This is a genomic window from Mycobacterium sp. NGS69, from assembly GCF_059812165.1.
In genome coordinates this window covers 74,885-99,023 of sequence record NZ_JCALCD010000004.1, presented here as the reverse complement: position 1 = coordinate 99,023, position 24,139 = coordinate 74,885, and the positions used below count along the sequence as shown (strand labels likewise).

The 24,139-nt window shown below is 67.9% G+C and carries 10 protein-coding genes; 2 read left to right on the top strand and 8 right to left on the bottom strand.

Annotated elements, in window-relative coordinates:
• Positions 1 to 108 precede the first annotated feature (108 nt).
• From AC5Y2S_RS13265 to AC5Y2S_RS13245, 5 genes are all read right to left on the bottom strand, one after another.
• Positions 109 to 1,167 carry an NAD(P)H-dependent amine dehydrogenase family protein gene (locus AC5Y2S_RS13265; protein WP_499956596.1) on the bottom strand — a complete coding sequence of 353 codons (1,059 nt, stop codon included), beginning with the start codon at positions 1,165 to 1,167 and terminating at the stop codon, positions 109 to 111.
• Between the two features lie 97 nt (positions 1,168 to 1,264).
• Entirely contained in the window at positions 1,265 to 3,028 is a 1,764-nt protein-coding gene (locus AC5Y2S_RS13260) for an AMP-binding protein (RefSeq protein WP_499956595.1), read from the bottom strand.
• Between the two features lie 44 nt (positions 3,029 to 3,072).
• Positions 3,073 to 4,203, bottom strand: coding sequence for an acyltransferase PE (gene pe, locus AC5Y2S_RS13255; RefSeq protein WP_499907365.1), 1,131 nt, complete (start codon positions 4,201 to 4,203; stop codon positions 3,073 to 3,075).
• A 35-nt stretch (positions 4,204 to 4,238) separates the two neighbouring features.
• Positions 4,239 to 7,277 carry an MMPL/RND family transporter gene (locus AC5Y2S_RS13250; RefSeq protein WP_499956594.1) on the bottom strand — a complete coding sequence of 1,013 codons (3,039 nt, stop codon included), beginning with the start codon at positions 7,275 to 7,277 and terminating at the stop codon, positions 4,239 to 4,241.
• Positions 7,278 to 7,334: 57 nt separating this feature from the next.
• Positions 7,335 to 8,756, bottom strand: coding sequence for a condensation domain-containing protein (locus tag AC5Y2S_RS13245; protein ID WP_499956593.1), 1,422 nt, complete (start codon positions 8,754 to 8,756; stop codon positions 7,335 to 7,337).
• Positions 8,757 to 9,205: 449 nt separating this feature from the next.
• On the opposite strand from AC5Y2S_RS13245, the gene AC5Y2S_RS13240 reads away from it, so the two are divergent.
• Positions 9,206 to 20,359 (top strand): type I polyketide synthase, encoded by an 11,154-nt coding sequence (locus AC5Y2S_RS13240; protein ID WP_499956592.1) that lies wholly within the window; start codon positions 9,206 to 9,208, stop codon positions 20,357 to 20,359.
• Between the two features lie 12 nt (positions 20,360 to 20,371).
• Here the strand turns inward: AC5Y2S_RS13240 and AC5Y2S_RS13235 are convergent, their stop codons facing one another.
• The 3 genes from AC5Y2S_RS13235 to AC5Y2S_RS13225 are packed head-to-tail and all read right to left on the bottom strand — an operon-like array spanning position 20,372 to position 23,072.
• A complete protein-coding gene (locus AC5Y2S_RS13235) occupies positions 20,372 to 20,794 on the bottom strand; it encodes a PPOX class F420-dependent oxidoreductase (RefSeq protein WP_499907358.1) in 423 nt (140 codons plus the stop codon).
• A gap of 3 nt (positions 20,795 to 20,797) precedes the next feature.
• On the bottom strand, positions 20,798 to 21,904 hold the full coding sequence (locus AC5Y2S_RS13230) for an acyl-CoA dehydrogenase family protein (protein WP_499956591.1): 1,107 nt from the start codon (positions 21,902 to 21,904) through the stop codon (positions 20,798 to 20,800).
• A gap of 7 nt (positions 21,905 to 21,911) precedes the next feature.
• The gene (locus AC5Y2S_RS13225) at positions 21,912 to 23,072 is read right to left on the bottom strand and encodes an acyl-CoA dehydrogenase family protein (protein WP_499956590.1); all 1,161 of its coding nucleotides are present in this window, start codon (positions 23,070 to 23,072) and stop codon (positions 21,912 to 21,914) included.
• A gap of 155 nt (positions 23,073 to 23,227) precedes the next feature.
• Here AC5Y2S_RS13225 and AC5Y2S_RS13220 point away from each other — a divergent pair, with 155 nt between their 5' ends.
• The gene (locus AC5Y2S_RS13220; RefSeq protein WP_499956589.1) at positions 23,228 to 24,103 is read left to right on the top strand and encodes a ComEA family DNA-binding protein; all 876 of its coding nucleotides are present in this window, start codon (positions 23,228 to 23,230) and stop codon (positions 24,101 to 24,103) included.
• Positions 24,104 to 24,139 lie beyond the last annotated feature (36 nt).

Below are 24,139 nucleotides of genomic sequence, written 5' to 3'. Positions count from 1 at the left end.
CCGCCGCCGACAACGCCGGTTGCCGATACATTGCTCAGCTAAGCATCGTAGACCTAGTGCACGGAACCGTTCCTCCGGGTTTGGGCTTTCGGGGCGGCCGACACGGGGTCAGCGCGCCACCCGGCCCGTGACCGGCGGCAGATCGGCAAGCGTCACTATCCCGGGCCTGGCAGCGACGACGGCCGGGACGGCATTGGTCACCGGCATCGCGGTGTAGATCATTCCCAGCCCCATGAATCCGGGCTCCGTCCAATCCTTCGGCGGCAGGCAGTGCAGGACGGTGCGCATGTTGGGCAGGCCGAACACCTGGATGACGTGGCCGTGCTCGAGCGGTTTGGGGGGGACGACGTGGCTGCCCATGGTCCAGTTGAATCCGACGCTGACGACGTTGCGGTCGCCTTCCCAGCCGCGGTGGTAGCCGTAGACGCTGCCGACCGTTCCCTCGGGGATCTTCATGAAGCCCAGATCGGAGTCGGCGGTGGCCGCGGTGAACGTGACGTCGAACGTCATCTTGTCCAGTTTGGCGCCGATCGCGTCGGCCATCATCGCGGCCGATTCCGCGAAGACCTCGCTTTCCCGGCGCACGTTCTCCGCCAGTCCCGGGGTGTCGGGGTCTTGCGAGAACCCCATCGCCGTCTGCGTTTCCGCCGACTCGTAGGTCGAGCAGTCCACCGACTCGGTGATGCGGATCTCGTCGACGCGCTCGCACGATGCGGACAGCACCATCCCGACCATGTTGGTCATCCCGGGGTGCGCTCCGCTGCCGAAGATCGTGGAACCGCCCCGTTCGCAGGCGTCCTGGATGCGCTTGCGGTCCTCCGGCGTCTGCTTGCCGCCGGTGATCCAGGCGGCGCTGGTGCACACGTTGACGCCCGCCTCCAGCAGCCGCACCAGTTCGTCGACGCTGGGCCACAACGGGTTGTAGCAACACGCGTCGGGTCGAAGCGCCAGCAGCGCATCGATGTCATTGGTGGCCTTGATCCCGGTCGGCTCCGGCCACCCGGACAGCTCGGCGGCGTCCACGCCGACCTTTTCGGCTCCGTGCGCGTACACCCCGACCAGTTCGATGTCCGGCCGGCCGATGATGGCGTGCAGCGACCGCCGCCCGATGTTGCCGGTCGTCCACTGGATCACCCGGAACGGGCGGTCTGCGCTGGTCGTGGTCATCAGGGGGCTCCTTTGCCGGTGCGATTGGACTCATTATGTTCAACCAGGCCCACGCGCACGCGGGCCGGTCGTCCCAATCACCAGGCCGGCCGAGTCCTCAAGCAGGTTCTGTCCGCGCGTCCAACCGGGCGAACTGGTCCCGGCGGTATTGCTCGACACAGGCCGCGCGCCGGATCTTGCCGCTCGTCGTGGTCGGAATCGACCCCGGCGGCACCAGGACGAGGTCCCCGACATTCACGCCGTGCGCGTTGGATATTGCGGAGGTGACATCGCGCTTGACACAGGTGAGCCAGCGCTTAATGTCCTGGGCATCCTCGTGGGAGCGGCCTCGCTTCTTGAGCTCGACGACGGCGACCAGCTTCTCGGTGCTGCTCACCGGAACCGATATCGCCGCGACCCGACCACCCGTGATCTCCTGAACGGTTGCCTCGATGTCCTCGGGGTAGTGATTGCGTCCACGGATGATCAGCAGATCCTTGATGCGACCGACGATGAACAGGTCACCCTCGAAGACGAAACCCAGATCGCCGGTCCTCAGCCACGGTCCGTCGGGTGTGCCCGGCGACGGGTCGGCGAGCACCGCGCCGAAGCAGCGCTGCTCCTCCGGCGGTTTGCCCCAGTAGCCGTCGGCGACGTTCGGCCCGTGTATCCAGATCTCGCCGACCGAACCCGGCGCGCACTCGCGGTTCGTGTCGGAGTCGACGATCCGCAGCGTGGGTGATTGCGGCACTTTGTATTTGACCAGCGCCGTGCCGGCCCCTTCCGCAGATCGCCGGGCACGGCCCGCGGACAGCTCCTCGATGTCGAATGCAACCGCGTCCGATGATTCGTTCCAGGTGCCGGCCGTCACGAAGACGGTCGCCTCCGCCAAACCGTACGAGGGACGCATCATATGGTCCCGAAAATTGAAGTGGGCGAACCGATCAACGAAGCGGTGCAAGGTGGCCGACTCGACGCGTTCGGCACCGCTGATGATGCCCAATACCTCGCCGAGGTCGAGCCCGGCCAGGTCGGCGTCGGTCGTCTTGCGGGCGGCCAGATCGAAGGCGAAGTTGGGCGCCGCCGACCACGTATGGGGATTTTCCGCCAGGGCTCGCACCCACCTGGCCGGCCGCTCCAGAAACGCAACGGGACTGGTCAGCTCGCCGCGATAGCCGCCGAGGATCGGCGCGCAGATTCCCAGCACCAAGCCCATGTCGTGGTAGAAGGGCAACCACGACACGATCGTGGCGTCCGCGGGGGCTTTGACGTTGGAATCCGCGAAGAAGCTGCGCATCAGCTGCTCGAAGTTCACCTGCAGATTGCGGTGCGAGACGATGACCCCGGTCGGCGCCCGGGTCGAACCCGAGCTGTACTGCAGATACGCGATGCTGGGCGGATCGGCTGCCCGGACGCCTGTTCCGGGATCGACATCCAGGTTCATCGAATCGATTTCGACAATCTCGGGCACAGCGTCGAGGCGCGCCTGGTCGACGTACTCGGCGATGTCTTCGGCCACCGCGGAGGTCGTGAGGACAACTGACGGAGCCGCGTCGGCAAGGATCGGGCTGACGCGTTCGTGACTGGAACCGCGGTGGGGCAACGGGAGCGGGACGGCGATCAGCCCGGCCTGCATGGATCCCAGGAATGCCGCGATGTAGTCAAGGCTTTGGGGGGCCAGGATGACCGCCCTGTCTCCGACCGACCCGTGCGGGCGGAGCGCGTGCGCCACATTCAAAGTCCCGCGGGACAGCTGCGCCCACGTGAGGATCTCGGGAACTCCGGCCCAGTCGTCGGCGTAATCGGTAAAGGTGTACGCCACGTCGTGGGGCCGCAGGCTGGCGCGTCCGTGCAGCATCGACAGAATCGTTGATCGAGGCATCGGGGTTAGATCACGTCCGTACTAGTTGGTCGACTCCGCTGGAGTCAGTGGTCGGTTTGCAGTGCGCTGTGCGACAACACGGACATGGCACCGGCGAGGATCTGGGAGAACGGGTCGGCGCCGCCGCCGAACGTCGCCTGGTTGGCCGGCGCGGTGACCTCCGCCGGATCGAAACCGTGCACCGGGTCCACCTGAACCGGAGCGGTCGACGGGTCGTCGTTTCGCGAATAGCCGGCGTTCACCCGGGGCAGCAGGATCGCGTCGAGCTTGTTGAGCGTGTCCTCCGGAATCCCGATGTATTTCAGCGGCATGACCAGCGGAAGGTGTTTCTCCGGCACCATGATGGTCGTGTCTTTCGCGCCCCGGGAGTTGATCGTGGTTCGGATGTTCTGCGGCGGCACCATGCTCCGGTTCGTGAAGGCCACCGCGGTGTGACCGGTCGCGAGGCCCATGAGCGTGTTGGCGAAGGCGAACAGGTTGTCGGGCCGGTCGGGGAAGTCCGCGATCGAGTCGTACGCGGCCACGAACCTGTCGGTGTCGTACTGGCTCTCGTAGGTCGGCGGCATGGTGTAGTCGAGCGCGGGAACGGTGCTGCCGACCGGGAACACGGCGGTCAGGAAACTCTGACCGAAGGCGTGATGCCCGATCGGGTCGCCGAATGTGGCGAAGTTCAGCGTGTCGGGCGGGGGAGCGGTCGGGTCAGTCGCCAGCCGCGCCTGCGCGCCGTCGACCACGAACCCGCCCTCGGACAGGCCGATCGCCGTACCAGGGCGACCGCTTTTGATCGCGGCAACAAGGTTGTCCACTCCCGCGTCGACCGACTCGCCGACGCTGGGGCCGTCCAGGCCCAGACCCGGGATGATCTCGTCGCCGGCCTTGCCGATTCCGGGGAAGAGCCGCCCCAGCACGTGGCCCTGAACCTGTCCCGCCGGGTAGTTTACGATTTCGCGCTGCTGGCCGGGGAACCATTGCGCACCCTCCTGACGGATGTACTCGTCGTAGGGGATGCCGAGAACGTGAGCGCCGCCGAGAGCGTACGCCGTCTGGTCGCCCGGGGCCCCCGGTGTCGGCGGTCCGCCGATGGGCGTCTCGTCGGCCGATGCCGCCCCGACGCCGAAATACACTGTGGCGCCGACAGTTACCAGCGCGGTAGCCCTTGCGAGTGTTTTATTCATCCTTACTCCCGACCGCTCTGCTCTAGTCTCACACATCACGCTGGCCCGTCAACGGATTGCTGTTCCGCGCGTCCGACCGTCGATGTCGGCCGCCGTACCTGCACTTCTGACGGCCACCAGTTCGCCCACCCGAACAGCGCCGCGATGGCCGGAACCGTGATGGTGCGCACCAGGAAGGTGTCCAGCAAAATTCCCACACCGATCACGAAACCGCCCTGAACCACGGTACCGATGCTGGAGAACAGCAGGCCGGCCATCGAGGCCGCGAAGATCAGACCCGCCGCCGTGATCACGCCGCCCGTCGAACCGAGCGTGCGAATTATGCCGTAACGCACACTGTTCGGGGACTCGTCACGCATTCGCGAGACGAGCAGCATGTTGTAGTCGGCGCCCACCGAGACCAGCACCACGAATGCCAGCGGGGGCACGCTCCAGTGCAATTGCTGGCCCAGCATGAACTGGAAGAACACGACTCCGATCCCCACCGCCGACAAATACGAAACGACCACGGATGCAACCAGATAGAGCGGCGCGACAATCGCACGTAGCAGCGCGATCAGGGTCAGGAGCACGACCAGGAGGGTCACCGCGATGATGAAGCGGATGTCGTGCTGGTAGTAGTCGCGCGTGTCCTTCAGGCCGACGGTGTATCCCGCCATCGAGACCTTGGCGTCCGCCAGGGCGGTGTTCGGTTGGGCTCCCCGGGCGGTCGCAGCGATCGTGTTGACCTGATCCATGGCTTCGGTGCTGAACGGATTGAGCTTGGTCTGAACCAGATACCGCACCGAGTGGCCGTCCGGCGAGATGAAAACCTTTGCAGCCTCCTGGAACTCTTTGAGATGTAGCAGCTGGGCCGGGATATTGAACCCGGCCATCGCCGGTTGTGCCGCGTCGTGCTTCAAGGACAGCAAGAATGCCGCTGACTCACTGAGCCCGGCGCCCAGCTTCTTGACCTGCTCGACGAGTTGCGCCACCGCGTCGGCCACTTGCCTGCTCCCACCGGCGAACCGGTCCGCGCCGTTTTGCAGGGTGTTCAGGTTCGACTGCAGGCCACCGGGCTGATCCACCCCCATCGAGTGCAGCACGTTGGTGAGCTTCGTGACCGCATTGCGCAGCCGGTCCGTCGACGCCTTCAGGGTCTGTTTGTCCGGATACGCCTGCAGCTGGTGGGACAGGTCGTTGATCGCGTCGAGGTCTGCCTGGTCGCGCGAGCCGACCAACTGCTCAAACGTGCCTCGGGTCGCGCTGCACGACGGGTCGGCGTCGCAGACGGGGTTGCCCTGCAGCGCCGCCAGCACCGGGCCAATCCAGGCAAACATGTTCTTGGCGGCTGAGAAATTCCAGCCCATGGCGTTGGTGAGCGAGTTGACATGGTCGACCAGTTGGGCCGCGATGTCGACCTGTCTGACCAGCGCGTCGCCGCTGTACTGGGTTTTTGTCGCGGCAAAGGCGTTTTCCAGTTCCCGGACGCCGGCGGCCAGCTGGCTGACCTGGCCGCGGACTTCGCCGAGGCTGTCGGCCAGCGTGCCGGCCCCCTCGACCAGCCGGTTGAGGTCGTTGGTGCGTTCGTTGATCAGGGTGGACCCGCCCGCCAGAAAGCTGCCGATCGCGCCCGCCTGATAGGTGGCGCGGAATTGTTCCGGCACGTTTCCGGTGGGACGGGTGATGCCGCTGATCGCGGCGATATTCGGCAGTTGGCTGACGCGGTCCGCCATCTGTTCCAGGTCCGCGAGGGCCTGCGGCGTCCGAAGATCATGCGGTGATTGGACGAGGATGTACTCCGGAATGGATTGATTGACCGGGAAATGGCGATCCAGCGCGGCATACCCGATGGAGCTCGGGGCCGAAGGCCGCAGGGCTTTGCGGTCGTCGTAGTTATAGCGCACCAAGCCGGCGCAGCTGGCCAGGATGATCAGCACCAACGCGCTGGCAACCAGGTGGGCCCTCGGCCGGCGCACGATGCGGATGCCCGAGCGCCGCCAGAACCGGGCGGTCAGTTCGCGCCGCGGCTTGACCCAGCCGCGTGGCCCGGCGAGCACCAGAATCGCGGGCAGCAACGTCATGGCCGCGAGGAATGCCACGCCGATCCCGATCGCCGACGACACTCCGACCGTTTCGAACACTCCCATCCGCGCGAAGCTGATCAGGAGAAAGGTGAGTCCCACGGTGGTGGCGGACGCGGTGATCACCTTGCCGATCGAGATCATCGCCCGCCTGACCGCCTGATCGAAATCCGCACCCGTCCGCAGATAGTCGTGATAGCGGCTGGTGAGAAAGACCGCGTAATCCGTTCCGGCGCCGGCCATGATCGCGCTCAGAAACACGATCGACTGGTTCGACACGCCCGAGCCGGTCAGCTGCGAGTAGCCCGCCACCAGCGCCTGGGCTATCACCAGCGACAAGCCGATCGTGATCAACGGCAGCAGCATGGTGACCGCGCTGCGGTACACCACCAGCAGGACGATCAGCACCAGAACGGAGATCGCCAACTCGATCGGAAGCCGATCCCGGTTGCCCGCGACCGTGAGGTCGGCGACGGTCGCCGCGGGGCCGGTGAGGTTCGCGGTGAGATGTGTCCCGGGGGGAGCCTGTGCCAACGAATGTTTGACGATGTCGCTGATCCGGTTGAACGCGGCGTAGGACTGCGGAGTGCCCAACTCGCCCGCGACGCCGACCGGCAGCACCCAGGCCTTATGGTCCTGGCTGGTCACGACCGAACGCAGGGGCGGCGTGCTGATGAAATCCTGCAGCATCACGACGTCTCGCGGGTCCGCGCGCAGGGCGTCCACCACTTTGCGGTATCCGGCCTCGTCGTCGGGGCTGAGCCCCTTGGCCCCATTGTCGCTGGTTAGCACCACCAGCAGCAGGTCTTCCGAGCCCGATTCGTGAAACGCCTCCGTCATCTTCCGCGCGGTGACGCTCGACGGTGCATCGCTGGGCAGGATCGCGAGCGGATGCTTCTGGGCCATCTCGCCCAGGGACGGGAGGGACAGTGGCAGGGCGACCGCAATCGCGACCCAGAGCCCTATCACCGCCCAGGGCCACCGCACCACGAAATCGGCTAGCCGTCGCATATTGGCCTCACCTCAAACCACACAATTTCCCACTCCGAGCCATTGAACTACTCCGCGCTAGGCGACGCGTCCCCAATGCCCGCTGTCCGCGACCCGCGCGCATACGGACCTCATCGCTTCCATGTAGCGGGTAACCGATTTCTGGGCGATCGGATTGTCGGGATACATGATCGCCATTGCCGTGCCCTCCCCGTATCGAAACACATAGATGGTCAGTTGATACGAATAGCGGCCGTCGGAATAGATTCCTAAATTGTTCGCGTAACCCAGGTCGGCCGCGGCCAGGACGGCGTTGAGCGGTGCGGCTCCGCCATGCAAGAAGTTCGAGACCGGAAAATTCGGCTCCGGCCAGTGCAACCACGGCGCCAGTTCCAGGACGCGGTAATACGGCACCTTCGCCAGGTCCAGGCCCGAATCGAAAGAGGCCTGCGCCGCCCAGGCGGCGTCGGCGAACGAGGCCGCGGCTATCGGCACGGTGATCGGGACAAGGCCGGTGAACCAACCCTGCGTCATGAAATTGTCCGTGGTCCGGCGGGTGTCCCTGGGGGTGAGGCCGTAGTAGGTGAGGGCGCCCGTGAACTCGTGCTCTACCAGGGCGAAGCAGGCGAACAGGCCGCCGATGAAGCGCGCACCGACCGCCGTGCAGGCCGATTCGAATCGCTCCGTCTGCTCCGGGTCCATCAGGAATTCGGAGAGCAATTCGCTTTTGCTCGGCTCCGAAGGATCACCCAGCGGGAGCGGAAATTCGGGAAAGCCACCGTTGTTGTTCTCGGCGAAGTCGATCCAGGCACGCACCTGCGGTGAATCCAGGGTCAACGTCGACGCGTACTGGCGCTCGCGCGTGCAGAAGTCGTTGAAGCTGCCGGCCCGGGGCAGCGCGAGGGGTTCACCGCCGCCGCTCAACGCCGCGTACATTCCGTTGGCCTCGAGCATCGTCGTGCCGATCAACGTCGCGTCCCCGTGGACGTGGTCCATGGCGACAAAGAAAGTGAAGTGATCGTCGTTTCGGACGATTCCGAAGGTGAAGCAACCCCACTCCAACGGATTCGGAATGGCCACCAGGTGCGCGCGTATTTCGTCGACCGTCATGGTGCCGTGGTCGATCGGCGTGAATTCGATATCGGCGGCATCCGCGAGGGTGTGCCTGATGAATTCGCCATTCTCGGCGGGCTCGAACCAGCTGCGGAACGTGTCATGCCGACGGAGGTACGCGTTGACGGCGTGGTCCATGGCGGAAATGTCGCACTCGCCGGGTACCTCACAGGTGGCGATGATCTGTCGCGAAAAGTCGAGCCCGGCGGCGGTCCGCTCGTGGTAGTTGCGCAGATGCTGGCCCTGCATGTAGCTGACCGGCACCGAACTGACCGGCGCTTGGCGGGCCTTCTCCAGGGCCGCGGCGGTCGGATGCCACGAGATGACCGCCCCCGCGGTCGGCCTCCAATCACCGAGCGAGCCGATCCTAATTTTCCCGATGCGCAAATGTGCTCCCCAGTTTCACGGCGGCACGTCCGCTCCGCCGGTAGCGAGACCCAAGATAGCCCCTCGCGCTGCCAACGTCCCCGACATGCACAGATCCGCGCGCAACGGCTCACCCGCCCGGCCCGCCGTGGTGATCGAACCCCCTGGGCGACCGTCGAGGCGGGCGCGGCGGGACCCGCACGCGACAACCTGTGCGCGTCGCGCCACCGCGAATCGGCCCGTGCTTGTAATACTGGTAGGCGTAGTGGATTCGGCTGCGGCAACCCGGCCCGGATGTGTAGATTCGCGATGACAGTCGCTGTAAGGCAGTACCCGGGGGGGTTCTGCCAGCTCTGGTCCTGGGTGTGTGCAGTGGGCGGCCTAGGACGTGGTTCGAAGAAACCACGGCTCCGGCGCCGCAAGGGCCCGCGGGCATCAAATTTTCCGGTCGAAACGGGGAGGACAACCGCATGACATTCGTCGAAGACCCGATGGAGCGGTCGTTGGCTTCCGGGGGCTTCGCGATCGTCGGGTACGCGGCGCGTTTTCCGGGTGCGGCGGATGCGGACGAATTCTGGCGGGTGCTGGCCGAGGGCCGGGACGCGATATCGGAGGTGCCCCAGGACCGTTGGGATGTCGACGAATTCTTCGATCCGGATCCCGATGTGCCCGGGAAGGTTGTGACCCGTCGGGCGGGTTTTGTCGATGACGTAAGGGGGTTCGACGCGCCGTTCTTCGGGATGTCGGCGCGTGAGGTCAGGTTGATGGACCCGCAGCATCGGCTGCTGCTGGAGACGGCGTGGCGGGCGGTGGAGCATTCGGGCACCGCGCCAACGGCTTTGGCGAACACCAACACCGGTGTGTTCATGGGTCTATCCACCCACGACTACCTCGGAATGATGTCGCACGACCTGACTTCCGCCGAGATCGAGGCATATCTGGCAATTGGGACGTCGTCTGCTGCAGGATCGGGGCGGATCAGCTATCGAATGGGTCTGCAGGGCCCGTCGGTCGCCGTCGACACCGCGTGCAGTTCGTCGTTGGTGGCGATCCACCAAGCATGCCAAGCGCTGCGGTTGGGGGAATGCGACCTCGCGCTGGCCGGCGGCGCGAACGTCATGCTCACCCCGGCGACCATGATCACCTTTTCCCACGCGCACATGCTCGCGCCCGACGGCAGGTGCAAGACCTTCGATGCCGCCGCGGACGGCTATGTGCGCGGCGAGGGTTGCGGTGTCATCGTCGTCAAGCGGCTCGAGGACGCGATCCGAGACGGCGACCGGATCCGGGCCGTCATCCGGGGCAGCGCGATCAATCAGGATGGCGCGTCGGGCGGATTGACGGTGCCCAACGGCATTGCCCAGCAAAGGGTTATCGCCGAGGCGTGCAAGCGCGCCGGCGTCGCACCCGGCGACGTCGGATACCTGGAGGCACACGGGACCGGGACGTCGCTCGGCGATCCGATCGAAGCGCAGGCCGCGGGCGCGGTGTTCGGCGAGGGCCGCGACCCCGCCCGGCCGCTGTTGATCGGTTCGGTCAAGACGAACATCGGCCATCTGGAGGCCGCCGCGGGAATCGCGGGCGTGATCAAGGTCATCCTGTCGCTCGAGCACGAGTTGCTGCCGCAGCACCTGCACTTCCGCAATCCGTCGCCGCACATTCCGTGGGAACGGCTTCCCGTCCAGGTCGTGCAGGAGGCCATTGCCTGGGAGCGCGACGGTCGGCCACGCATCGCGGGAGTCAGCTCGTTCGGCTTCGCCGGGACCAATGCGCACGTCGTGATCGAGGAAGCTCCGGTGACGGTCGGTGGGGCGGGTCAAGGCGCGGTGGCACCGGGTCCGGGCGACCAACGGTTCAGCGTGCTTCCGCTGTCGGCGCGCACGCCCGCCGCGCTGGTGCAGATCGCCGATCAATACCGCAGCTGGTTGAGCGCGCACCCTGAGGCCTCGTTGACCGACGTGTGCTTCACCGCCGGGGTGGGGCGAGCGCACTTCGAGCACCGGGCCGCGTTGGTGATCAACTCGAAGGAATCGGCCACGGAACTGCTCGGTGCGCTCGCGGACGACCGTCCGGCGCTCGGGCTGCTGCGCGGGATATCCGACGACACGCCGAAGACGGCGTGGCTGTTCACCGGTCAAGGCAGCCAGTACCCGGGCATGGCCCGCGAGCTGTTCGACACCGAGCCGGTGTTCGCCGAGGCGGTGACCCGCTGCGCGGCAGTGGTCGCGGACGTCCTCGAAAAGCCGTTGCTGGATGTGATTTTCGACGTGGACGGCCCCGGCAACGAAGAGACGCTGCGGCAGACCTCCTACGCCCAGCCTGCCTTGTTCGCCGTGGAGATGGGCCTGGCCCGGCTGTGGCAGTCGTGGGGCTTCGAACCCGACGTGGTGCTGGGCCATAGCGTGGGCCAGTACGCGGCCGCCTGCGTCGCGGGCGTGCTCAGCCTGGAGGACGGCGCGCTGCTGATGGCCGAGCGTGGCCGCCTTTTCGGGAGCTTGCCCGCGGGCGGCCGCATGGTCGCGGTGTTCACCGCCGCCGAGCGGGTCGAGGGCCTCACCGACGAATTCCCGAGCCTGTCGGTTGCCGCCTACAACGGTGCCAACACCGTACTTTCCGGACCCGCGCAGGATCTGGACCAGGCGGTGGCCGGGCTGGCGGCCGACGGTGTCCGGTGTGACTGGTTAGACACCAGCCACGCGTTCCACTCCTCGCTCCTGGATCCGATCCTCGACGAGTTCGAGGCGTACGCGAACCGGTTCGATTTCCGCCCGCCGCAACGGATTTTGGTGTGCAACCGCACCGGCGCAGCGCTCGGCAGGAGCGTGAAACTCGATGGCTCCTATTGGCGTCGCCACGCGCGCCAACCGGTGGAATTCGCCAAGAGCGTGCGCACCCTCGCCGAGCTGAATTGCAGGGTGTTGCTGGAGATCGGCCCGCAACCGGTGCTCACGGCCGCGGCCCTGCGGGCGTGGCCCGACCCGGGCACGGCGCCGCGGGCCATCGCCTCGCTGCGGCGAAACGCCGCCGACCACCGCCAGCTCAGCGAAGCCCTCGCGGGCGCCTACGTGCTGGGCCACCTACCCGACTTCGGCGGCGTCATCGGACCGGCGCACAAGGTCGACCTGCCGCCCTACCCGTTCCAGCATCGCGAGTACTGGTACCGCGACACTCGGGAGCGCCCAAACCAACAACAGAACACCGCCGCGAGCACCGAAACCGTCCGGCTTCTCGAGGACGGCCGGATCGAGGAACTCGCCGCACTGCTCGACGGTGCGAACGGCGATCAGCAGACCGTGAACGTGCTGACGAAGCTTGCGGCACAACACAACCAGCAGCGTGAGATCCGGTCCATCGTGGACGACCGCTACGAGGTTCGCTGGGAGAAATCCATCGCCGAGGCCGCAAACGCCACCGGCGCGGAAGCCGGCGAGCGATCGGCGTGGCTGCTCATCGGCAATGATGCCGACGCGGTTGGGCCGTTGGTCGACGTGCTGACCTCGCGTGGCCATCAGCATCGGGTTCTCGGGTTGCCGGTGTCCGACGCCGACGAGGAACAGCTGGTGGCCGCGTTGCGCGCCGCGGAGGCGGACGAATCGACGTCGCACATCCTGCACGTCGCGGCGCTCGACTCCGACGCCGCACCGTCGGCGCGGTCGCTGCTGCGGATGCAACACCGAATCCTGGGCGGCACACGGCGGCTCTTCCGCGCCGCGGTGTCCGCCGAACTGCGCCGGCCCATCTGGGTGGTAACGCGTGGCGCGCAACGGGTCACCGACGCGGACACCGTGTCACCGGATCAGAGCTGCCTCTGGGGATTCGGTCGGGCCGCCGCGCTGGAGCATCCGCAGGCGTGGGGCGGACTGGTGGACCTGTCGCCGGGCCGGGAAAACGAAGCCGACGAATGGTCGCGGCTGATCGACCAGTTGACGGCGGCGCCGCGCGACACGGCCGTCCGGGAAGATCAAGTCGCGCTGCGTGATCAAGCGGTCTACGTTCCCCGGTTGGTTCGGCGGGGCGGGCAGGCGGGCGCCGCACCGCTGGCGCTGCGCGACGACGCAACCTACCTGGTGACCGGGGGACTGGGTTCGGTCGGACTGGAAATTGCCGGATATTTGGCCGCGCACGGCGCCCGGCACCTGGTGCTGACCGGCCGGCGCGCGCCCACCGATGCCGCCCAACGGCGCATTGATGCCATCGGCGAACAGCACGGCTGCGAAGTCCGGGTCATCGCGGCCGATGTCGCCGACGCGCACGCCGTCGCCCGCCTGCTGGCCATCATGCAGGCCGAACTGCCGCCGGTGGCCGGCATCGTGCACGCCGCGGGCGAGATCGGCACCACGCCGCTGCGCGCCCTGGACGACGCCGAGGTGGATCGGGTATTCGCCGGGAAGGTTTGGGGTGCTTGGAATTTGAGCGAAGCCGCCTTGGACACCTTCGGCCTGCGGCTGGACTTCTTCGTGAGCACCTCCTCGATCGCCTCGGTGTGGGGCGGTTTCGGTCAGACCGCCTATGGCGCGGCCAACGCCTTCCTCGACGGGCAGGCCTGGCGGCTGCGCGAGCACGGCGTTCCCGCGATCAGCGTGAATTTCGGTCCCTGGTCGGCGGGCATGGCCGACGAGCAGGCCCGTGCCCAACTGGATCGGCGCGGGGTCCTGACGTTGGGGCCCTCCGATGCGTTGGCGGGGATGGCCGAGCTCATGGCGGCTTCCTCCGCGCAGGGGGCGGCCAACGGGGTGGTGGCCCGGATCGACTGGGCCCGCTTCCTGCCGCTCTATCAGCAAGCGGGGCGGCGGTCATTGCTGGCGGAGCTGGAACGTGAGGTGCCGGCTTCCGTGCAGGCGGCGACGCTGTCCGGGCCGTCCGGGACGACTCGACTCGTCGAGCGGCTCACCAACGCGCCGGTGCAGCAGCGCAAAAAGCTTGTCGTGGATTACCTGCGCGAGGCGGTCGCGGAGGTGACGCGAGTCGACGCCTCGGAGATCCGCGAGGACGCCGGGTTCTTCGATCTCGGCATGGATTCGCTGATGGCCATCGAATTGCGGCAGCGGCTCGAGCAAGGAGTGGGCCAGGAGATACCGGCGACCCTGGCGATGGACCACCCACGCCTGGTCGACGTGGCCGACTATCTGCTGGGCGACGTACTCGGTCTCAGCGAGCAGGCGGACGCCAGGCCCCGTCGGGCGCCGGTCGTGACGACGCGCACGGATGAGCCGATCGCGATCGTCGCGGTGGCGTGCCGTTTTCCCGGCGCGCCGAATCCCGAAGCGTTCTGGGAGGTGTTATCCGGCGGTGTCGATGCGATCCGGGAGATCCCGGAGGACCGATTCGACATCGACGAGTTCTACGACCCGGACCCGGAGACGCCGGGCAAGATCTACAGCCGCTTCGGCGGATTCATCGACGAGATCGACGGATTCGACCCGGAATTCTTCGGGATTTCCCCGCGCGAGGCCGTTTGGATCGATCCGCAGCAGCGGCTCATGCTGGAAACGGTCTGGGAGGGCCTCGAGAGGGCGGGGTACGCGCCATCCGCCTTGCGCGGCAGCCGAAGCGGCATCTTCGTGGGGGTGGGCGCCAACGAGTACTCGCATCTGCTGTCCGCCGAGTCGGTCGAGAAGCTCGAGCCCCACTTCATCACCGGCAATGCGCTGAACGCCATTTCGGGCCGGGTCGCGTTCGCGCTCGGACTGGAGGGACCGGCGGTCGCGGTCGACACCGCGTGCAGCTCGTCGCTGGTGGCCGTCCACCAGGCCTGCCAGGCACTGCATTCCGGTGACTGCGATTTGGCGTTGGCCGGTGGGGTGAACGTCTTGCTGAGTCCGGTGACGATCATCGCCGCGTCGCGCGCCAGGATGCTTTCCCCCGTCGGGCGATGCAAGACCTTCGACGCCTCCGCCGATGGTTATGTGCGCAGCGAGGGCTGCGGGATTCTGGTACTCAAGAGGCTCAGCGACGCGGTGCGCGACGGCGACCGCGTTTGCGCCGTCATTCCGAGCAGCGCGGTCAATCAGGACGGCGCATCCAGCGGTCTGACGGTGCCCAATGGTGGTGCGCAGCAACGGCTTATCAGCGCGGCGCTGTCTCGCGCCGGTCTCGTCGGCGGGGACGTCGACTATCTGGAGGCGCACGGGACGGGTACCGCTTTGGGTGACCCGATCGAGGTGCAGGCGGCGGGGGCCGTGTTCGGCGCCGCCCGTGCCGCGGACCGGCCGTTGCTGATCGGATCGGTGAAGACCAACATCGGCCACCTCGAGTCGGCATCGGGGGTCGCCGGCCTGATCAAGGTCGTGCTGTCGCTGCAGCATGAAATGCTGCCGCAAAGCCTGCATTTCGAGACGCCGTCGCCGCACATCCCGTGGGATTCGCTGCCGGTGCGGGTCGTGGACAGGGCCATTCCGTGGCAGGCCAACGGAAAACCGCGTCGTGCCGGCGTCAGCTCCTTCGGGTTCACCGGCACCAATGCGCACGTGGTGATCGAGGAGGCGCCACCGCTTGCCGCGACCGCCGACGAGTACTCGACGAGCGACATCTTCCGCGACGACACCGCCTCGTCGGAGTCGGACGCTCAAGCGGAACCGGTCGAGGTGCTGCCGCTGTCCGCGCGGTCACCGGAGGCGCTGGTGGCGTTGGTCCAGCGATACGGGGAATGGCTGAATGCCCACCCCAAGGTCGACATCGCCGACGTGTGCTTCACGGCGGGGGCGGGGCGTTCGCATTTCGAGCACCGGGCCGCGCTGGTCGTCGATTCGGTTCAGGGCGCCCGCGAGGTGTTGGCCGAGTTGGCCGAGAACCGGATGCGACCGGGGGCGGTGCGAGGCGAGTGCACCGACCGGCCGACGACGGCGTGGTTGTTCACCGGGCAGGGCAGCCAGTACCCGGGGATGGCGCGCGAGTTGTTCGACGCGGAACCGGTTTTCGCGGACGCGGTGACCCGCTGCGCCGAGGCGGTCGACGGGATGCTGTCGCGCCCGTTGCTGGAGGTGCTGTTCGCCACCGACAGGGAAACCGGCGGTGCAGCCGCAAAGATGCTGCGGCACACCTCTTTTGCTCAGCCGGCGCTTTTCGCCGTCGAGATGGGCCTGGCCCGGCTGTGGCAGTCCTGGGGCATCGAGCCCGACGTGGTGCTGGGGCACAGCGTGGGCCAGTACGCGGCGGCGTGTGTGGCCGGGGTTTTCAGCCTCGAGGACGGGGCACGGCTGATCGCCGAGCGCGGCCGGCTGTTCGGCAGCCTGCCCGACGGCGGCCGAATGGCGGCGGTGTTCGCCGATGCCAAGTACGTCGAGGAGATCGCCGGCGACTTCCCCCGGGTGTCGGTCGCCGCCTACAACGGGCCGAACACCGTGCTCTCTGGACCCGGCGGGGATCTGGAACAGATCTCCGCCCGGTGCGGCGGTGACGGGATCCGGTGCAGCTGGCTGGAAACCAGCCACGCGTTCCACTCGGAGCTGCTGGACCCGGTGCTGGATGAATTCGAGTCGTACGCGGCGCGGATGGAGTTCGCCGTGCCGACGTTGCCGCTCGTCTGCAACCGCACCGGCGCCGTGCTCACGGCGGAAACCCCGCTGGACGCGCAATATTGGCGGCGGCATTCCCGCCAGCCGGTGCAGTTCGCCGAAAGCGTGCGCACCATCGCGGCGCTGGGCTGCTCGGTGTTGATGGAAATCGGCCCGCAACCGGTTCTGACCGGCGCCGCGGTCCAGGTCTGGCCGGAACATCTGGCCGCCCCGCGGGCGATCGTTTCGCTGCGCAAGGGCATCGGCGACCGGCGCCAGATCGCGGAAGCGGTGGCCGCGGCCTACGTCAGCGGCCACCGGCCCAATTTCGCCGCGCTGCATCGTCAATCCCGCCACCGACTGGAACTGCCCACCTATCCGTTCCAGCGCCGTCACTTCTGGCCCAAAACGTCCGGGATCGCCGGTCTCGACGGACCGGGGGCCGGCGTGTCCGGAATTTTGGGTAACGCAAAAGATCTCGCGTCCGGCGACTGTGTCTATACGAGCCGGCTGTCGGTCAAGTCGCAGCCGTGGCTTTCCGATCACGTCATCTACGGCACCGTCGTCGTTCCCGGCGCGACCTACGCGGCGATGGCCCTCGCCGCCGTCGGGACACCGGCGCGGGTGCAGGACGTCTTCTTCTACGAGCCGATCATCCTGCCCGAGAAGGCGTCTCGCGAGGTGCAGCTGACCCTGCATCCGCTGGACGCAGGCGGCTGGAGCTTCCGCGTGCACAGCCGCCCCTACGGCGTCAGCGATGCCGAATGGTCGCTGAACGCCGACGGAACGGTCGCCACCGGCGTCGCCGATGTCGAGGCGGAGTCCCCGGACTCCCCGGAATCCGCGGAATCCGTCGACGCGACGATCGAGCGGATGAACCGCATGCGTCCGCAGCAGCTCTTTGAGACCTTCGCGGACATGGAGCTGGCCTGGGGCCCCAGCTGGTCCGGTTCGTTGAAGTCGCTGTGGCTTGGTGAGGGCGAGGCGATCGGCGATATCAGCGTCGGCGAGGAACTGACCGAACACCTCGGAACCGAGCCGATGCATCCGGTGCTGATGGACCTCTGCACCGGCGTCGCGTTCCCGGCGTTCCCGGCGCTTCTCGCCGCCGAACAGGGTGTGAACGATTTGTTCCTGCCGCTGCGGTACGGCGCGGTGGAGCTGCGGGAGAAGATGCCCCGGCGGTTTTACTGCCGCGCGAAATGGCACGCCAGCGACCTCGACAGCGAAACCCAGGTCTTCGATCTCGACTTCGTCGACCGGGATGGCCGCCGCCTCGGCGGGATTCGCGAGTTCACGGTCAAACGCGCGCCGCGGGAGGCGTTACTGCGCGGGCTCGGCGGCGACGCCACCCGGCTGTTGTACACCCTCGGCTGGCACGAGGTGCCGGCGCCGCCGTCGAACGCCGACGCCGAGGGCACCCGAAATGTGAACGGCACCTGGCTGGTTGCGGGATTCGATGAGCTGGCGGCCGAGCTACCGGGCTGCATCGCTTTCGATCCGACCACCGATCAGGAGCCCGTGGGGCGGCTGTTGGCCCAGGCCAAGGAGCGCGGTATGCCGTTCTCCGGGATCGTCTGGCGCAGCGCCGGACCGAGCGCGGAAGAGTCGGAGGCGCAATCCGCCGCGCGCCTGGAGGCGGAGATCGCCCAGCTGCTCAGCGTCGTGCACACCGTGCAGGCCGACGGGACGGTCAAACTTCCCAACGGGCTGTGGATCGTCACCGAACGCGCCGTGGCCACCGAATCCGGCGAGCCGGTCGACCCGGTGCAGGCGGCCCTGTGGGGCCTCGGGCGCACCATCCTCAACGAGGAACCCGCCCTGCGCTGCAGGCTGGTCGATTGCGACGGGTCAGAGCAGGCCGTGCACTTGCTGGCCGGTCTTCTCGGCGCGCCGATCGAGGAGCCCGAACTCGCGGTGCGGCAAGGCAAATTCTTGGCGTCCCGGCTGCTGCAATGGTCGCGCAGCGGTCATCTCGCGATGCCGCGGGCAACCGATTACGTCCTGGCGCCCACCGAACGCGGCGCCATCGACAACCTGCGCCTGAGCGAGGCCGAGGTGCCGCCGCCGGATGGCGGCTATGTGCAGGTCCGCGTGAAGGCCGCCGGTTTGAACTTCCGGGACGTGCTCAACGTGCTGGGTCTCTACCCGGGCGATCCGGGCCCGATCGGCGGTGACTTCGCCGGTGTCGTCACCCAATTGGGTGGCGGCGTCACCGGGCTCGAGGTCGGCCAGCGCGTCTTCGGCTTCATGCAGGGCGCGTTCGCCAGCCGGTTCAACGTGCCGGCCCAGTTGCTGGCGCCGATTCCCTCTCGCCTCAGTGCGGTGGATGCGGCGACGATTCCCGCCGCTGCGCTGACGGCGCGGCTCGCATTCGACTGGGCGCAGCTGAAGCCCGGTGACCGCGTCCTCATCCACGCCGCCAGCGGCGGTGTCGGGTTGGCCGCGATCCAGCTGGCGCAGCAGCACGGCGCGACCGTCTTCGCCACCGCCAGCGCCTACAAGCGCGCGACGCTGCGCAAGATGGGCGTGGAACACGTCTACGACTCGCGCAGTACGGATTTCGCCGACCAGATACTGGCGGACACCGGCGGCGCGGGTGTCGATGTGGTGCTCAACAGCCTGACCAACGAGGGGTTTGTCGAGGCGACGGTGCGGGCCACCGCACAGGGCGGCCGGTTCGCCGAGATCGCCAAGCGCGACATCTGGACTCCGGAGCAGATGGCGGCGGCCCGCCCGGACATCGCCTACGAGATCGTCGCGCTGGACACGGTTACCTTCCAGGAGCCCGAACGCATCCGTGGCCTGCTGGGCGAGGTGTCCCACGGGTTGGCCAGCGGCGAGTGGACACCACTGCCCGCCGAGATCTACCCGCTGACGGAGGCGAAGACGGCGTTCCGCCGCATGCAGCAGGCGCGCCACGTCGGCAAGATCGTGGTGCAGATGCCCAAACCGCTTCAGCCGCGGGGTGATCGGAGCTACCTGATCACCGGTGGGCTCGGCGCGATCGGCCTGCACATGGCCGCCTATCTGGCCCAGCTCGGTGCCGGTGACATCGTGTTGACCAGCCGCCGCGCACCCGACGCGGACGCACAACGCGCGATCGATGACATCACCGAGCGCTACCGGTGCCGCATCCACGTCTTCGCGGCCGACGTCGGCGACGAGGCGCAAGTCGAAAGTCTGCTGGCGCGGATCCGGGCGGAGTTGCCGCCGCTCGCGGGGGTGGGGCATTTCGCGGGCGTCCTCGACGACGCGCTGCTGTCCCAGCAGAACCTGGAGCGCTTCCGCACGACGCTGGCGCCCAAGGCCTTCGGCGCCTGCTACTTGGACAGGTTGACCAGAGACGACGATCTCGACTTCTTCATCGTGTCCTCCTCGGTGGCCAGCCTGCTCGGTTCGCCCGGCCAGGCCAACTACTCGACCGCCAACGCGCTGCTCGACGGCCTGGTCGCGGAGCGAAAGGCGCACGGCTTGCCGGCGACCGGCGTCAACCTCGGTCCCTGGGGCAAGGGGGGCATGGCGTCTTCGGAGGCCGCGCGCGCCAATCTCGGTGCGCAAGGCCTGATTCCGTTGGAACCCACGGCCGCCCTCAATGCGCTCGCCGAGGCCGTCGCCAGCGGGACCGGGCAGGCAACCGTGATCAAGGCCAACTGGCAGCGCGCCGCCAAGCTGCTGGGCGCGTCCCGGCCGCCGATTCTCGACCTGGTGTTGCCCAGCGCGGTCACGGAGGCGACCGGCGACAGCGAGTTGTTGCGGCAACTGCAGGAAATACCGGTGGCCCAGCGCGCCGGCTTCATCACCGAATTCCTGCAGCGCGAGGTGCAGGGCTTCCTTCGGCTCGCCCAGCCCCCCGCCGCAACCAGCCGGTTCCTGGACCTCGGTACGGATTCACTGATGGCGGTCGAGCTGCGCAACCGACTGTACAGCCAGTTCGGTGGGGCGTTCACGATCAACGCCACCGCGGTATTCGACTATCCGACGATCGGGGGGCTCGCCGAGTACCTCGCCGGTCAGCTGCTGGATTCGGAGCCGGAGCCGGTCCCGGCCCCGGAGGAGGCGGAAGCGCCGGCGGTGGATGCGGAATCGCCTACCGCGGAGGCGGAATCGCCTACCGCAGATCCGAGTTGATGCCCGCTCGCGTCAGTCGGCGATATCGAATCCGGAGATGACCTTGGTGGGGCGCACTCGCACCACGAGTTCGCCCGGAACGGCGTTGCGGCGCCCGAACTCGTCGGCGCGCTCGGCACCCATGTAGCGCGCGCCGGTCCGCGTCGCGATGTCCAGCACGTCGGGCTGGTGCTCGCTCACCGAGGCCACGCCCTGCACCTGGACGAACGAATACGGCGGATGCGGGTCGTCGACACAGATCGCGACCCGCGAATCCCTGGCCAGCGCACGACCTTTCGAGGTGTCGCGGCCGGTGGTGAACACCAGCTGGCCGTCGTCGACGACGAACCAGACCGGTGCGACCAGCGGCCGCCCGTCGGCGGCGACGTACCCGAGCATCCCGGTGCGGGTGCCGGCCGACAGGAACTCGACCACCTGCTCGGAGAGCTCGGCCATGCGCTAGAGGCGGGCCAGGTCGTAGTCGCCGAGGTGGTCGATCAGGTTGTGCAGGTGGTCGTTCGAGGTGCCCAGCGTGTGCTCGATCGCGGTGAGCCGGGCCGCGTAGTGGCTGACGGGGTACTCCGCGGTCACACCGATTCCGCCGTGCATCTGGATCGACTCCTGCGCGATGTGCCGCCCCGACCGGCCGATCTGCACCTTGGCGCGCGACGCGATCAGCGGGTCGAGGTTGCCGTCGGCGATCGACATCGCGGCGTAGAAGCTCATGCTGCGCGCCACCTCCAGCGACACGTATATGTCGGCGGCCCGCTGGGTCAGCGCCTGGAATTTGTTGAGGGTCACGCCGAACTGCTTGCGGGTCTTGAGGTAGTCGGTGGTCAGGCGGAGCGCTTCCTCCATTGCGCCGACGGCTTCGGAGCACAACGCCGACTGGATGCGGATGACGGCGTCGCGAATGGCGAGCGAGGCGTCACCCCCCTCGCCGAGCGGTTCGGCCGCGGCGCCGTCGAGATCGACCTGCGCGCCGCGCTGCCCGTCGAACGTCCGGTAGGGGTGCCTCGCCACCGCGGCCGCGTCGACCAGGAACAGGCCGGTGCCGCCGTCGGGCAATGCGGCGCTGACCACCAACGCGTCGGCGCAGTCACCGGCGAGCACCGGGTTCTTGCGGCCGCTCAACGTCCATGAATCACCTTGCCGCACAGCGGCAGTGGTGACCATAGCGGTTGGGGTGCGGTGGCCCGGTTCCAGGTGGGCGAAGGCCAGCAGGCGTTGGCCGGCCGCGACCTCGTCGAGCTGTTGTTTCTGCGCGTCGCTGCCCAGCTCGGCTATCAGCGCGCCCGGTGCCAGCGCCGCGTGCAGGATGGGTTCGGGGGCCAGCCGGCGCCCGACCTCGGTGAGCACCACCATGATCTCGATCTGGCCGGCCTCCTCCGGCTCGAACCCGAGGCCGAGGATCCCGGTGTCGGCGAGCTGGCTCCACACATCCCGGCTCCAGCCGAGGTCGGACCCGATGACCTTGTTGCGACTCTCCGGGTCGTAGGTGCGCGACAGCAGGTCGCGGGTGGTGTCGCGAAGCAGGGCCTGCTCGTCGGTCAACTGAAAGTCCATTGCTGCCTCACAATCCGAGAATGGTGGACGCGATGATGTTGCGCTGCACCTCGCTGCTGCCGCCATAGATCGACGTCTTGCGATAGTTGAGGTAGTGCGGCGCGCTGTGTTGCGCCCACGACGGCGATGAGATGTCTTCGCCATCGGCGGGCAGCGCGTCCGGGCCGGCGACCTCGACCAGCAGCTCGGTCGCGATCTGCTGCAACTGGCTGCCGCGCAGCTTGAGCACCGACGACGCCGGGTTGGGCTGGCCGTCCGCGGAGTCCGAAACCACCCGCGACTGCGTGAGTTCCAGTGCCAGGACCTCGTTTTCGGCCTCGGCGAGCCGCGCCGCGAACAGGGGATCGTTGAGCATCCCGGTTTCGGCGGCGTGTTTTTTCACCTCGGCGAGGCGCACTTTGGTGCGCCCCACACCGGCGATGCCGGTGCGTTCGTTGCCAAGCAGGAATTTCGCGTACGACCAACCCTGGTTCTCTTGTCCCACAAGCTGATCGACGGGCACCCGGACGTCGGAGAAGAACAGCTCGTTGACCTCCTGGCCGCCGTCGATCGTCTTGATCGGGCGCAGGGTGATGCCCGGTGTCTTCATGTCGAAGAGCAGAAACGAGATGCCGGCCTGCCGCTTGGGCGCCTGCGGGTCGGTGCGCACCAGGCAGAAGATCCAGTCCGCGTATTGGCCGAGGGTGGTCCAGGTCTTCTGGCCGTTGACGATGTAGTGGTCGCCGTCCCGGACCGCGGTGGTGCGCAGCGACGCAAGGTCAGAGCCGGCCTCGGGCTCGGAGAAGCCCTGGCACCACCAGATGTCGAGGCTGGCCGTCGGCGGCAGGAAGCGTTCTTTGATCTCCTCGGAACCGAATTCGGCGATCACCGGGCCGACCATCTTGGTATTGAAGTTCAGCGGCTCGGGCACGCACGCCAGTTGCATTTCGTCGGCCCAGATCTGGTGCTGGGTGGGCGTCCAGTCCTTGCCACCCCATTCGACGGGCCAACTCGGCACCGCCAGACCGTGCTCGTGCAGGATCTTGTGGCTGGTGACGATGTCTTCGCGGCGCACCGAGGCCGAGCCCTGGCGCACCCGGTCCCTCAGCTCTTCGGGGATCTGGGTGGTGTAGAAGGTGCGAAGCTCGTCGCGGAACGCGGCTTCCTCCGGTGTGAGCGCCAGTTGCATGGCCGCCTCCTTTGGTTGAGGTGAACGTCGCGACCCTTCCCATCTTTACCCATCCTGTTCGGTGGTTGTGCACAGCCTCGAATTGGTCCACACCCCGGCACCGGGACGCTGTCGCGCGGGGCCGTCGTGGCGGTCGGCGCGCCTACCGTCGGCGCATGCGAACAGAACTGCCCGGCGAGCGACTGCAGCGGCGCCTCGGTGCCGACCCGGAGACCGATTCGGCAGCCGAGCCCGCCGACGAATCGTCGGACCCAGAGGCCCCGGACTCGGCCGAATCAGAAGACCCGAACTCACTGTTGCCGCGCTGGCTTCCCGACTCGGCCGACGACCGGGGCTGGGTGGCGAAGATGCGCGCCGACCCCGGCCGCGCCGGTGCCATCGCCCTGGCGGTGGTGGCCGCCCTCGCGGTGCTGGTGGCGGTGTTCACCCTGCTGCGCGACCGGCCGGCGCCGGTGATGTCGGCCAAGCTGCCACCGGTGGAGAAGGCCGCCACCGCGAGCCCCAGGTCGTCGGCCAGCCCGGGCGCCGGGCAGCCCGCCGGCCCCGACCGGCCGATGGTGGTCAGCGTGGTCGGGCTGGTGCACACCCCCGGGTTGGTCACCCTGGCGCCCGGCGCCCGCATCGCCGATGCGCTGCAGGCCGCCGGGGGACCAGTGAACGGCGCCGACACCATCGGACTGAACATGGCCCGCCCGGTCGGCGACGGCGAGCAGATCGTGGTCGGGCTCGGTCCCGTCCCGGGGCAGCGGACGGCGCTGGGCAGCGCGGTGTCCGCCGGCACGTCGCCGGCAGCCGGGGCGCCGGGGCCGGCGTCGGGGACGGTGAAGCCGAGGGCCGGCGAGGTGCTCGACCTCAACACCGCGACCCAGGAGCAGCTGGACGCGCTGCCCGGGGTCGGGCCGGTCACCGCCGCGGCGATCGTGGCCTGGCGGCAAGCGAACGGGAAATTCGCCAGCGTCGACCAGCTCGCCGACGTCGATGGCATCGGCCCGGCGCGGCTGGAAAAACTGCGCCCGCTGGTTCGTGTCTGACGGCGGTGCGCGACGCGGCCCACGCCGACCCAGCCT